Consider the following 11,745-nt stretch of genomic DNA (forward strand, 5'->3'; position numbering starts at 1 on the left):
GAACGGCCTCGATCCTGGAACCCGTTCCGCCCCTTCCGTGAACAGCTGAGGACACCGGCAGCAGCGGAAGGCGGGCGATGACCCGGGAAGATACGAAAGACGACGACGCGAGCGTGATCACGCGGTCGCGGCGGGAGCCGAGCCTGTTCGCGGTGATCTTCGACCGCCACGCGCGGCACATCCACCGCTACCTGGTCCGGCGGCTCGGCCCGGCGGCCGCGGACGACGTCCTCGCCGACACCTTCCTCATCGCGTTCGACAAGCGGGCGAAGTTCGACCCGGCGCGCCCGGACGCCCGGCCGTGGCTCTACGGCATCGCCACGAACCTCGTCTCGCGGCAGCGGCGGGCGGAGGTGAACGAGCTGAAGCTCCGGCTGGCCCTCGGGCCGCCACCGGCCGAAGCCGGGCACGCCGAGCAGGTCGCCGACCGCGTCAGCGCCCGGGCCCTCGGCGACCGGCTCGACCGGGCGCTGGCCGCCCTCCGGCCGCGCGAGCGGGACGTCCTGCTGCTCGTCGCCGCCGAAGGGCTCGGCTACCAGGAAGTCGCCGAAGCGCTGGCCATTCCCGTCGGCACCGTGAAGTCGCGGCTCAACCGCGCCCGCCACCGCGTCCGCGCCGAACTCGGCGCCCTCGACCTCGTGAAGGAGACCTCGGACCATGGATGAGCTGGACCTGATCCGCGATCGCGCGGACGCCGTCGGCTTCGCGACGGCGGAAGAGCTCGTCCCGGCCCGGGACCGGCTGCTGGCGGCGGCGCGAACCGGGCGGCCGCGCCGGGCGAGGCGCTGGTGGTGGACCGCGGGCGCCGCGGCCGGGCTGGCCGCGGGCATCACCGCCGTGGTGGCGCTCGCCCCGGCCGGCGAAACCGGCGCCGGGGTCGGCGTCGGGGTCGCGCAGGCCGACCCGGTGCGGGTGCTCACCGAAGCGGCCGGCGCGGCCCTCGGGGAGCAGGCCACGCCCCCGCGCGCGGACCAGTACCTGTACGTGAAGACGGAGTACCCCGGCCACCAGACCCGCGAAGTGTGGTTCTCCGTCGACGGGACCCACGACGGCCGGATCGGCGACATGAAGATCCCCGGCTGCCGCGACGGCAAGGCGCCCATCTACGGCGCGAACGACCCGAGCAAGGAGGGGACCTTGGAAGACTGCACTCCCTCCCCCGCCTACCGGACGGACCTGCCGACCACGGCGGACGCGATGCTCGCCTACCTCCACGAGCACCACAGCGGTGAGCGGGGCGACGTCAACGCGCTGGGCAAGGACGTCGTCACCCTCGCCCACGAACAGGCCCTCCTGCCCGCCTCGTACTCGGCGTTGTTCGCGGCGGCGGCGAAGATACCCGGCCTGACCGCGCTGGACCACGTCACCGACGGCGCCGGCCGCCCGGGCGTCGGGATCACCTGGCCGGTCCCGCCCGGTTCGTCACCGAAGGCCAAACCGGAAGTGCTCGTCTTCGACGCCACCACCCACCGGTTCCTGGGCACCCCGGGCAGCGCGGTGACCGTGAAGACCTTCGTCGACCGGGTGGGTCAGCGCCCCTGACGTTAGGCTGCGGAGGTGGCTTCCCGGGACGCGACCGACGAAGAAGCCGCGTCGCGGCCCGGCGGACGTCCCCGCGACGCGGCGCTCGACGAAGCGATCATCCTGGCCACCCGGGCGCGGCTGGTGCGCGACGGCTACTCGCTGATGACCATCGGCGACATCGCGTCGGACGCGAAGGTCAGCCGCCCGACGCTGTACCGCCGGTGGCGCACCAAGTTCGACCTGGTCGTGGACGCGCTGGACTACGGCTTCCGCAAACAGCGCGATTCGTACACAGTGGACTTGAGCCGGATGGCGCCGCGGGAGGCCTTCACCGAAGCCGTCCGCCGGCTGGATCCCGCGTACTTCAACCCGGACGCGATGGTGCTGATGGGCAACTTCGCCGGCGAGGCGATCCGCACCCCGGAGCTGCTCGAGATCGTCCGCGAGCACGCCGTCGAACCGCGGGTCGCGCTGGTCGAGAACGTGCTGACCCAGCTCCAGGCGAGCGGCGCGGTCCGGGACGGCATCGACAAGCACACCATCGCGACCCTGTGCTTCGGCAGCTACTTCGCAGCGTTCCACCGCGGCGACGACAAAGACGGGATCCCCGCCGCCGTCGTCGCGGTGCTGTGGCCGGCGATCGCGACGCCACCCGCCTGACCGGCGGCGACGCGGTTCACGCCGGAAACTCGCAACCATTCCGGCCTCCCGCCCGTGTATCAGGGGTGTGAGGACTTCTTCGCAACGACGGCGGCTCTTCCGGCCGCGGGCGACGGCCGTCGCGGTGCTGGCCGGGGCCGGGCTCGCCTTCGCGCACACGACCACCGGAGCGACGCTCGCCGGGCCGATCCTGGCCGCCGCGGCCGGCGGGCACGGCCTGCCCGACCCGGCGGCCCCGGTGCCTTCACCGGTGACCACGACGCCCCGGCCGGCGCCGAACTCGACGTTGCCCTTCAACGCGAAGCTGACGTCGGACGACATCCCCGTCCCGGGCGGCGGCGTGCGCAACGGCGCCTGCAGCGGGTCGCTGATCGCGCCGCAGTGGGTGATCACCGCGGGCCACTGCTTCCACGACCTGGCCGACGCCCGCATCGGCGGCCGCCCGCCGTACACGATGACGGTGACCATCGGGAAGGTCAAGGACACCGACCCCGGCGGCCACACTGCCCGGGTCGTGGACGTCAAGCAGTCCCCGGTGAACGACCTGGCACTGGCCGAGCTGGACCTCGCGATCAACGACATCCCCCCGGTCACGCTGAACACCCAGCGGCCGGTGGTGGGCCAGCAACTGCAGTTCGCCGGCTGGGGTTCCCACTCGGCGACCGTGCTCGGGCCGTCCGACCACCTGAAACGCGGCCGCTTCACGGTGTCGGGCATCGGCCAGTCGACGCTGGAGGCCCAGCCGGTGGGCAAGCGAACCGTCGAAAACGGCCCGTGCCCGGAGGATTCGGGCGGCCCGTTCTTCACCTCGGACGACGACCACACGGGCACGCTGGTGGCGATCGTCAACACCGGTCCCCCATGCCCGCAACCGGGCGCGGAGACGATCGCCCGGGTGGACGTGGTGGCGAACTGGATCCGCGAGCAGACCGGCTGACCGGCGGCGCCCGGGACGCGGGCGCCGCTGTGATCGGTGGTCCCGGCGCGTCCCGAGCCGGCTGACCCAAACCCCGTCTCGCACCGCCACCTGGCCGGCGATCTCCCAGCCTCCACGGCGGACCGATCCGACCTTCGGACCCCACCTCAGCGCCAGCCCGCGCGCGACCAAACGGCTGACCGGCGGCGCCCGGGACGCGGGCGCCGCTGTGATCGGTGGCCCCGGCGCGTTCCGGACCGGCTGACCCGCCCCCGTTCTCGCACCGGCATCTGGCCGGCGATCCCCGGCCCCTCCGGCGAAACGATCCGACCTCCGGACCACACCACGGCAACCGCCCGAGCGCGCGAGCAGACCGGCTGGGCGGCGGCGCCCGGGACGCGGGCGCCGCCGCCCAGGATCACGGGGCGCCGGTGATGACGAACTGCGAACCCGGCTCGACCACGACGTTGCCCGCCGACGAGTTCGTGATCGTCACGTTCGACAACGTCGCGCTGCCGCGGGCGCCGCTCATCGCCAGGATGCCCGCGCCGTTGTCCGACTTGTCGATCTTGACGTTCGTGACCGCCACGTTCATCGTGCCGCCGCCGGTCTTGAACTGGATGCCGTCGTAGGTGGAGTCGTGGATCTCCGTGTCCCGCAGCGTCACCCCGGTGATGTCCTTGCCCTGCGCGAAGAACGTGATCGCGCCGAACTTCTGCTGCTCGCCCCAGAACACGCCGCCGCAGCGGTACAGGGCGTTGTTCGCGATCAGCGTCTGCCCGGAGAACGGCAGCGGGTCGTGGTCGGTCGCCAGCATGATCCCCGGGTAGTTCATCGTGTCGGACACCAGGTTGTTCTCGATCTTGTTGCCGTAGCCGCCGTAGATCGCGATGCCGTTGGCGCGCCACGGGAGCTGGATGGTGTTGTTGGTGAACGCGTTGTCGTGCGCGATGTCCACCGACGGGTCCTTCACGTACTGGTTGGCCCACACGGCGAGCGAGTCGTCGCCGGTGGTGCGGAACGACGAGTCGAACACCCGCGAGTTCCGCGTGCCGTTGGTGAAGTTGATGCCGTCGGCGTAGGTGTCACGGATCCGCATGCCGCTGAACTGGAGCCCGTCGGCCGGCCCCCACAGCTCCGGTTTGTTGCTGTAGTCGCGGCCGACCCACACGCCGACGTTCGCGTGCTCGATCCAGACGTCTCTGATCTTCGTGCCGGTGCCGAAGCGGCCGTTGAGCCCGACCCCGCCCTCGGCGTTGCCGTCACCGCCGCGGATCCGGCCGGAACCGAAGATGGCGATGTCGGAGATCTGCGTGTTCTTGTCGATGTCGAACCCGAAGTTGCCTTCGTGCGGGTGGTTGATGGTGCCCGCGTCCTGCGGCTGGATCAGCGAGTACAGCTGCGAACGCCACATGCCGGCGCCGCGGACGGTGACGTTGGAGATGCCGACCTGGTTGTACTGCCCGCCGCCGTTGGGCACGGTCGGGTCGTCGGTCAGGATCTTCGCCTCCTGCCGCCACTGGCCTTCCGGGATCCAGACGCAGGCGATGACGCCGTTCTGGTCGTCGGTGACCGCGCGCTGGATCGCCGGGGCGTCGTCGACCCCGTCGTTCGGCACGGCGCCGTAGTCGGTGATGGACGTGCATTCGGCGGGCTTCGGCAGCGCCGGCGCGACCTGCTCGAGGTCGACCAGGTCGATGACGTAGTAGGGCGCGCTGTCGCCGTTGTCGCGCTGCAGCTTGAACTTCGTGCCCGCCGGGTAGGACTGGGCCAGCAGCGCGTGCGACTCGTCGAACAGCCGCCGCGCGTTGGCCTGCGGCGTGTTCGTCAGGCCTTCGGGGTCGTCGGTGGTGCCGTAGAGCCAGCTGTGCGTGGACGACAGCGTCAGCTTCTGCGCGAAGGTGCCGTTGACGTACAGGCTGAGCGTGAAGTCCTGGCCACCGCCGCCGGGGGCGTCGGGCACGGAGTTGCGGACGACGATCGAGTTCGCCTGGTTCACCGACGTGACCTCGACGTACTGGCCCTGAGCGGCCAGCCGCACCGACTGACGGCCCGAGGACTCGGTCGCGAAGTTCGTGTGCCCGAACGTCCGCAGCGGATCGGTTTCGAGCAGCTGCCCCTGGTACTGCGCGGCTTCCGCCTCGTATTCGGTGTACGGCAGCGCCGCGCCACGGCCGACGACGATCGTGCGCGAGAGGGCGTTGTCGGACTCGTTGGTCTCCGCGACCGTGTTCGTCGCGTCGGCGGTCGCGGTGAGGGTCGCGCCGCCGCTGACCGCGGTCCAGGTGCCCGCGATGGCGACGTCCACTGTGGACCCCGCCGCGACGGCGGGCGTGCTGCCGGTCAGCGTGGTCGCCCCCGCGGTCAGGCGGGTCACGGACGCGCCGGCGGTGCTGGTGCCGCGGTTGTGCACGGCCACGGTGAACGACACCGCCGCGCCGGCCGACGGGTTCGCCGGGTTCGACGTGATGCCGGTGACCTCGAGGTCCGGCCCCGGCGCCTGAGCGACGACGAGCGGCGCCGCCGCGGTGAACGTGTTGTTGGTGTCGTTCTGCTCCACCACCGTGTTCGCCGGGTCGGCGGTCGCGGTCACGCGGTAGCTGCCCTGCGGCCGGGTGCCCGCGTTCACGGTCACCGTGGCCGACGCCCCCGCGGCGAGCGCGCCGACCGCGGCGTTGCCCACGACCGTGCCGCCGAGAGCGACGTTGACGGTCGTGGCCGGCGCGGCCGCGGTACCCGCGTTCTTGACCGTCGCCGAGACCGCGACCTGACTGGTCTCGTCCGGGTTCGCCGGGGTCCAGGTGGTGCCGGTGACGACCAGGTCGGGGTTCGGCGCCGGTGTGCCGAGCACCTGGAACTCCGCGACCTGCGCGCCCGGGGCGCCGGAGTTGGCGAAGAACTGCAGCCGCACGTCCGCGACCCGTCCGGTGATCGGGAAGGTCACCGTGTTCTGGCCGGCGGCCGGGTCGAAGCGGTAGTCGGCGCGGGGCTTGAGCGAGGTGAACGCCGTGGCGCCCTGGCCGCGGCCGAGGACCTCGAAGTTCTGCGTCCGCGCGCCCCAGACCGCGTCCGGGTTGAGCTTCACGACGACGGCGTCGAGGTCGGCGTCCGCGCCGAGCTTCACGGTCAGCGAGTCCGGGTAGCCCGCCGCGGATTCCCAGTACGTGGCGGTGTCGTTGTCGTTCGCGTTGGCCGCGACGAACGAGAAGGCGCTCGAAGACGCCTCGATCGGCTTGCCCGCGGCGAGGTTCTGCCCGGCCTGGGTGCCCTGGCGCACGACGTGGTCGCTGTCGGCGGACTCGTGGCCCGCGGCGTCCTTGGCCCGCACGAAGTATTCGACGCGCGTGCCCGCGGGCCGCGTCTCGGTGAACGTGGTGCCGGTGACGGTGGTGACCGGCGTGCCGTCGCGGTAGACGGTGTAGCCGGTGACGCCGACGTCGTCGGTCGAGGCCGACCACGCCAGCCGGATCTGGCCGGCGCCGGGCTCGGTCAGGGCGAGGTTCGCGGGCGCGGTGGGCGCCTGCGTGTCCCCGGAGTCCGGGCCGTACAGCTCGAATTCCGAGAGCTGCGCGGCGGGCCACTGCGTGTTCGCGGTGATCTGCAGGCGCACGTACCGGGTGGTCGCGGTGACCGGGACGGTGACGGTGTTCGCGCCGGGCGCGAAGGAGTACCCGGCCGAGGCGACGAGGTCGGTGAACGCGGTGCCGTCGGTGCTGCCGCGCACGGCGAGGGTCTGGGTACGGGCTTCCCAGGCGGCGGGCAGTTTCAGCACGATCCGCGAGAGCGGCTTCGCCGAGCCGAGGTCGGCCTGGAGCCACTGCGGGAAAGCGTTGGCGGCGGATTCCCAGTAGCTGGCCTGGTTCCCGTCGACGACGTTGCCGACCGGGTAGCCGGGCAGCGCGCTGCTCGCCGAGACCGTGCGGGTCAGCTGCACGTCGGCGACGGCCGCCGCGGCTGCGGCGCTCGGTGGCGGGCTGTCGGCGGCGGAGGCGAGGGAGAGCCCGGTGACGGACAGCCCCACGGCGAGGAATCCGGCCAGGAGCCGGGGCAAGCGCATGCGTGTCATGGCGTCATCTCTTCGTCGAGAGCGGCAGGGGAGGGAGCGCGAGCGTCCAGAGCATGCAACAACGAGGAGACAACATGCAAGAACTTGACATGATTCAGAAATTTGACGACTAGTCATCCGGGCGTGCGGCATCGCCGCCGGATCCGGGGTTCGGGACGGCGTGGGTCAGTAGAAGGAGAGCGCGTTCAGCTCTTCGTCGATCAGCAGGTCGGGATCGAACTTCATGCCGGCGAAGTGCCCGGCCAGCTCGAGGGAGAGCACACCGTGCAGCCGGGTCCAGAACGCCAGCGCGCGGTGCAGCACCCAGTTCGGGACACCGCTGTCGCCCGCCCACTCGCGATGGGTTTCGAGGTGGTCGTCGAACGGCGCCGGGACCTCCGGCCCCTGCAACTCGGAGCAAGTTTCGATCAGCACCGCCATCACCTCGTGCGAGAGCGCCGTCGTGTCCGCGGGGGCGTGGTAGCCGGGGACGGGCGTGCCGTAGATGAGGAAGTACCGCTGCGGGTCGGCGCGCGCCCAGTCCCGGATCACCTTGGCCAGCATGGCGAAACCCTGACCACGGGCCCCTTGGACGGCGTCGGCGATGCTGCGGTAGGCGTCCCGGATGAGCGCGGTGATCAGCTCGTCCCGGCTCCCGAAGTACCGGTACAGCGCCGGGCCGCTCATACCGACCTGCTTGGCGATCGCGTTGAGCGACAGCGCGGGCACGCCGGCGGCGGCGATCTGCTCCCAGGCATGCCGCTTGATCTCTTCACGCACTTGGGCGCGGTAGCGCTCCCGCGGGCTCTCCGTCATGGTTAGAGGCTATCACTTTTCCTATTGACACTCACTCGACGTTGGTTATAGCTTCTAACCATCACGACAGGCACTAACAACGAGGAGAACCCGATGACCCGCATGCGTACCGCTTTGCTCGCCCTCCCCTTGGCCGCCGGACTGCTGGGCGTCGCCGCTCCCGCCGCCTCGGCCTCTTCGACGCCGGTGCCCACGGCCGTCACCTGCCGCGGCGAGGGGATCGACCCAGCCGCCGGTCTGCACTACCGGACCGAGACGCTGGTCAAGGCGTCGCCCGGGGCCGTCTGGAACTTGCACACCGACGTCGCGGGCTGGCCTTCGTGGCAGAGCGCCGTCAGCACCGCGAAACGGCTCGACCCCGGTCCGCTGCGCCCGGGTTCGCGGTTCCGGTGGACGACCCCGGTCCCGGCCACCCCCGCGACGCCGGCGACCACACTGGTCATCACCTCGACGGTCCACCAGGTCCAGCCGGGCCACTGCATCCGCTGGAGCGGCCCGGCGATCGGCGACGGCCTGCGCATCGACCGCGGCGTCCACGTCTGGACGTTCACCCCCGTCCGCGGCGGCGTCCTCGTCCGCACGGAGGAGAGCTGGACGGGCAAGCAGATCGAAGCCGACCCGGCCACCGCGATGAAATACCTGGCCCCCGGGCTGGACGCCTGGCTGGCCGACCTCAAGCGGACCGCTGAGGCCCCTTGCCACCGCTGAGGCACCCCAAGCGCCGAAGCACGTTGCCGCCGCCGAGCCACACCGGCCTCACGCAGACCACCGAAACCTGTTGCGGCCGCTGAACCACGCCGGCACCGAGCAGACCACCGAAACCCTGAGCACTGCTGAGCCCGCGACCTCACACAGACCGCGGAAACCTGCCACCGCCAAGTCTGCCGACCTCGCGCAGACCGCAAAAGCCCTTTGGCGCCGCTGAGCCGACCGCCGAAACCCTTGCCACCGCTGAGCCAACGAGGAGAACCCGATGACCACGACCACCGCCGACCCCGCCGTCACGCCCGCCCGCCGCACCTCGATCGCCGTGCTCGTCGCGGCGTGGGCCGTTCCCGTCATGGTGCTCGGCCAGTTCGCGTTCCTGGCCGTCATCCCCATCGCCGTCGTGCTGGTCGGCGCCCTGCGCGCGAAGAATTCCCTGCGCTGGTGGGCCTTCGGCCTCACCGCGGGCTACGCCGCACTGGTCGCGGCCTGGCTGCTGGGACCGAGCAGCGCGCCGAGCTTGTCGAAGTTCCTGAGTCCCGTCGCGACCGGGATCTTCGCCGCGGCCGGAGCCGCCGTGGCGATCGCCGCCCTGGTCAGCCGCCGGCGGACGCGCTGAGGTCGAGCCGCATCAGCCACCGGATCCGGCGGTCGGCCGCGTCACGAATGAAGACCACGCTCCAAGCCCAGGACGGGCGATATGTCGACTGTGGCACGGGTCACGGAATGCCCGTCGATCTTCGGCGCTACACCCCAAGAGAACCCGTTCGACCCCGAGGGAGCGCCATGTCCACCACCACCCCGGAAGAAGTCACCGCGCCGGCCGTGCCCGCGCTGGACGACTTCGACTTCGAGCTCACCGACGGCGCCGCCTGCCGGATCGACGACCCGGACTGCGAAGCCTGCCAGTGAGCCCGCGGCGCCGGCCGGGACGACCCGGCCGGCGCCGAACTCGTCACAGGTGCATGGCCAGCCACAACGCCATCCAGGCGAGGCACGCCAGCGCGCCGCCGACGCCGAACGCCAGCAGCACGCGTCGCAACCCCGCGATGACCCCGGCGCGGCCCGTCATTTCGGTGATTCCCGCATCAGCCATGGCCCACTGATGCCCCCGTCCCGGCGCGGCAAACATCGGCGCTACCCCGCGTCCCCCATGACCAGCCCTTCGATCGTGTGCTTCTGGGTGATCGGCCGCAGCTCGTCGACGACCGGGCAGTGCAGGTGCGCGCGCACGGATTCCGGCAGCGACGCCCGGAACCCCGGCGTCACGGCGGTGTCGTGGCGGGCGTCGTTGCCCGCGCCCGGCGCGTCGAGCCCGAGCACCAGCACCGGGCGGGACTTGGCCGAGTGGTTGGCCGTGCCGCGGTGGACGGTCAGCGCCGAGCGGATCGAGATGTCCCCCATCCGCGGGAACTTGCGCGCCGCGAGCTCCCGGTAACGCGGGTAGGCCTCGCGCGGCGGGAACATGCCGTGCTCGAAGGCGGCGCCGTCGTCCCAGTGCGTGCCGGGCGCGATTTCGAACGGTCCCATGTCCGCCTCGGTGTCGACCGCGGTCACGTTGACCGCCAGCGACGTCAGCCTGCGCTCGTGCGCGGTTTCCCGCGGCATCGGGAAGTCCCGGTGCCACGGCTGGTCGACCGCGCCGGCCAGCGGGACGTCGAACCCGACCTCGACGATCCGGTAGTCCGGCCCCAGCACCGCTTCGGCGACGGCGGTGATCCAGGGGTGGCCCGCCAGCTCGGCGAACCCGCGCAGCTGCTCCGGGTGGATCTCGACGTAGAAGCGGTTCGGCCCGCGGCCGACGGCACCGTCCGGCCGGGCGCGGGCCTCGGCGAACGCCGTGTCGATGTCCTCGCCGAGGCGGGCGACCCAGTCGCGGGAAAAGGCCTGCGGCAGGCCGATGATGCCGTCCCTCCGCAGGCGCTCGGTCAGCTCCGCGAGCTCGGTCTCGGACAGCGGGGCGGCGGTGGTCTGGTGCGCGGTCATCCTGGCCTCCTCGGGCACGACGGCGTGGCACCTCAGTTTGCAACGTGGCATGCCACGTTGCAAGAGGTACGCTGCGCGGGTGAACCCGAAACTGCGCGACGTGGCCGAACACGCCGGCGTGTCCGTGCGGACGGTGTCCAACGTGGTCAACGGGTTCCGCTACGTGGCCCCGGCGACCCGCGAGCGGGTGCAGGCGAGCATCGACGCGCTCGGCTACCGGCCCAACCTGGCCGCCCGGACGCTGCGGCGCGGCCGGACCGGGCTGATCGCGCTGGTGATCCCCGAGATCGACTCGCCGTACTTCGCCGAGCTCGCCGCGCGGACGGTGCGCATCGCCGAAGCCCGGGGCCTGACGGTGCTCATCGACCAGACCGACGGCGACGCCGAGCGCGAGAAGCAGCTGCTGCACGGGCAGCGCAGCCAGCTGGTCGACGGCGTCCTGTTCAGCCCGTGGGCGGTGGCGCCCGCGGAGCTGACCGCGCGCACCGACCCGGTCCCGCTGGTGCTGCTCGGCGAGCACGACGGCACGGCGGGCGTCGACCACGTCGCGATCGACAACGTCGCGGCGGCACGCGAAGCCACCGGCCACCTGCTGAGCGCGGGCCGCCGCCGCGTCGCGGCACTGGGCATCCAGCCGCGCTCCCTGAACGCGACGGCCCGCCAGCGCCTCACCGGCTACCGCGAGGCACTGGCGGCGGCGGGCCTGCCGGCCGTCCCCGAGCTGGAGATCCCGGTCCGGCGCCTGCACCGCGCCGACGGCCACGCGGCGATGCTGGACCTGCTGGAGCTGCCCGAACCACCGGACGCGGTCTTCTGCTTCACCGACGAGCTGGCCCTGGGCGCGCTGCGTGCGGCGGCCGACCGCGGGATCGCGGTACCGGACGAGCTGGCGCTGGTGGGCTTCGACGACATCGAGGACGGCCGCTACAGCGTCCCGGCGCTCACGACGGTGTCACCGGACAAGGACCGCATCGCGGAACTCGCCCTGGACCGGCTGACGCAGCCGACGACGGAACCACGCTCGATCGTCGCCCCGCACCGGCTGATCGTGCGCGGCACCAGTCCGAGCTAAGGCGCGAGGATCGCCTGGGCG

12 protein-coding genes are annotated in these 11,745 nt (G+C 72.0%); 8 read left to right on the plus strand and 4 right to left on the minus strand.

All coding sequences use genetic code 11. From position 1 onward, the window contains the following. Positions 1 to 77: 77 nt before the first annotated feature. From ACLJQM_RS26835 to ACLJQM_RS26850, 4 genes are all read left to right on the plus strand, one after another. Positions 78 to 665: an RNA polymerase sigma factor gene (locus tag ACLJQM_RS26835; protein ID WP_410633198.1), complete on the plus strand. Its 588-nt coding sequence runs from the start codon at positions 78 to 80 to the stop codon at positions 663 to 665. Further along, positions 658 to 1,542: a CU044_5270 family protein gene (locus tag ACLJQM_RS26840; protein ID WP_410633199.1), complete on the plus strand. Its 885-nt coding sequence runs from the start codon at positions 658 to 660 to the stop codon at positions 1,540 to 1,542. The genes ACLJQM_RS26835 and ACLJQM_RS26840 overlap by 8 nt, the downstream gene beginning before the upstream one ends. Positions 1,543 to 1,557: 15 nt before the next feature. Continuing rightward, the gene (locus tag ACLJQM_RS26845) at positions 1,558 to 2,184 is read left to right on the plus strand and encodes a TetR/AcrR family transcriptional regulator (protein WP_410633200.1); all 627 of its coding nucleotides are present in this window, start codon (positions 1,558 to 1,560) and stop codon (positions 2,182 to 2,184) included. A gap of 67 nt (positions 2,185 to 2,251) precedes the next feature. After that, positions 2,252 to 3,121 carry a S1 family peptidase gene (locus ACLJQM_RS26850; RefSeq protein ID WP_410633201.1) on the plus strand — a complete coding sequence of 290 codons (870 nt, stop codon included), beginning with the start codon at positions 2,252 to 2,254 and terminating at the stop codon, positions 3,119 to 3,121. A 397-nt stretch (positions 3,122 to 3,518) separates the two neighbouring features. Here ACLJQM_RS26850 and ACLJQM_RS26855 read toward each other — a convergent pair whose 3' ends face one another. After that, positions 3,519 to 7,157 carry a CARDB domain-containing protein gene (locus ACLJQM_RS26855; RefSeq protein ID WP_410633260.1) on the minus strand — a complete coding sequence of 1,213 codons (3,639 nt, stop codon included), beginning with the start codon at positions 7,155 to 7,157 and terminating at the stop codon, positions 3,519 to 3,521. A gap of 174 nt (positions 7,158 to 7,331) precedes the next feature. After that, positions 7,332 to 7,961 carry a TetR/AcrR family transcriptional regulator gene (locus ACLJQM_RS26860; protein WP_410633202.1) on the minus strand — a complete coding sequence of 210 codons (630 nt, stop codon included), beginning with the start codon at positions 7,959 to 7,961 and terminating at the stop codon, positions 7,332 to 7,334. Positions 7,962 to 8,054: 93 nt separating this feature from the next. Between ACLJQM_RS26860 and ACLJQM_RS26865 the strand changes: the two genes are divergently transcribed. The 3 genes from ACLJQM_RS26865 (at position 8,055) to ACLJQM_RS26875 (ending at position 9,578) form a co-directional block, all read left to right on the plus strand. Then, positions 8,055 to 8,669: an SRPBCC family protein gene (locus ACLJQM_RS26865; protein WP_360784475.1), complete on the plus strand. Its 615-nt coding sequence runs from the start codon at positions 8,055 to 8,057 to the stop codon at positions 8,667 to 8,669. 265 nt (positions 8,670 to 8,934) lie between these two features. Next, the gene (locus ACLJQM_RS26870; protein WP_360784479.1) at positions 8,935 to 9,285 is read left to right on the plus strand and encodes a hypothetical protein; all 351 of its coding nucleotides are present in this window, start codon (positions 8,935 to 8,937) and stop codon (positions 9,283 to 9,285) included. 167 nt (positions 9,286 to 9,452) lie between these two features. Beyond that, positions 9,453 to 9,578, plus strand: a complete 126-nt coding sequence (locus tag ACLJQM_RS26875; protein ID WP_264086312.1) for a hypothetical protein — start codon at positions 9,453 to 9,455, stop codon at positions 9,576 to 9,578. 43 nt (positions 9,579 to 9,621) lie between these two features. On the opposite strand, the gene ACLJQM_RS26880 is transcribed toward ACLJQM_RS26875, so the two are convergent. Both ACLJQM_RS26880 and ACLJQM_RS26885 read right to left on the minus strand, forming a co-directional pair. Continuing rightward, positions 9,622 to 9,762: a hypothetical protein gene (locus tag ACLJQM_RS26880; protein ID WP_247024323.1), complete on the minus strand. Its 141-nt coding sequence runs from the start codon at positions 9,760 to 9,762 to the stop codon at positions 9,622 to 9,624. Between the two features lie 41 nt (positions 9,763 to 9,803). Further along, complete coding sequence (locus ACLJQM_RS26885) at positions 9,804 to 10,652, minus strand: phytanoyl-CoA dioxygenase family protein (protein WP_410633203.1); 849 nt, start codon at positions 10,650 to 10,652, stop codon at positions 9,804 to 9,806. Between the two features lie 79 nt (positions 10,653 to 10,731). Here ACLJQM_RS26885 and ACLJQM_RS26890 point away from each other — a divergent pair, with 79 nt between their 5' ends. Continuing rightward, positions 10,732 to 11,724, plus strand: a complete 993-nt coding sequence (locus tag ACLJQM_RS26890) for a LacI family DNA-binding transcriptional regulator (protein ID WP_410633204.1) — start codon at positions 10,732 to 10,734, stop codon at positions 11,722 to 11,724. Positions 11,725 to 11,745: the final 21 nt, after the last annotated feature.

The sequence above is a fragment of the Amycolatopsis sp. cmx-4-83 genome, from assembly GCF_046548815.1.
GTDB classification, from domain to species: Bacteria; Actinomycetota; Actinomycetes; order Mycobacteriales; family Pseudonocardiaceae; genus Amycolatopsis; species Amycolatopsis pretoriensis_A.

Excerpts from the sequence above, each read along its gene's own strand:
- ACLJQM_RS26875 (WP_264086312.1), top strand. The coding sequence starts at position 9,453 with ATGTCCACCACCACCCCGGAAGAAGTCACCGCGCCGGCCGTGCCCGCG.
- ACLJQM_RS26870 (WP_360784479.1), top strand. The coding sequence starts at position 8,935 with ATGACCACGACCACCGCCGACCCCGCCGTCACGCCCGCCCGCCGCACC.
- ACLJQM_RS26865 (WP_360784475.1), top strand. The coding sequence starts at position 8,055 with ATGACCCGCATGCGTACCGCTTTGCTCGCCCTCCCCTTGGCCGCCGGA.
- ACLJQM_RS26835 (WP_410633198.1), top strand. The coding sequence starts at position 78 with ATGACCCGGGAAGATACGAAAGACGACGACGCGAGCGTGATCACGCGG.
- ACLJQM_RS26840 (WP_410633199.1), top strand. The coding sequence starts at position 658 with ATGGATGAGCTGGACCTGATCCGCGATCGCGCGGACGCCGTCGGCTTC.
- ACLJQM_RS26855 (WP_410633260.1), bottom strand. The coding sequence starts at position 7,157 with ATGCGCTTGCCCCGGCTCCTGGCCGGATTCCTCGCCGTGGGGCTGTCC.
- ACLJQM_RS26860 (WP_410633202.1), bottom strand. The coding sequence starts at position 7,961 with ATGACGGAGAGCCCGCGGGAGCGCTACCGCGCCCAAGTGCGTGAAGAG.
- ACLJQM_RS26885 (WP_410633203.1), bottom strand. The coding sequence starts at position 10,652 with ATGACCGCGCACCAGACCACCGCCGCCCCGCTGTCCGAGACCGAGCTC.
- ACLJQM_RS26880 (WP_247024323.1), bottom strand. The coding sequence starts at position 9,762 with ATGGCTGATGCGGGAATCACCGAAATGACGGGCCGCGCCGGGGTCATC.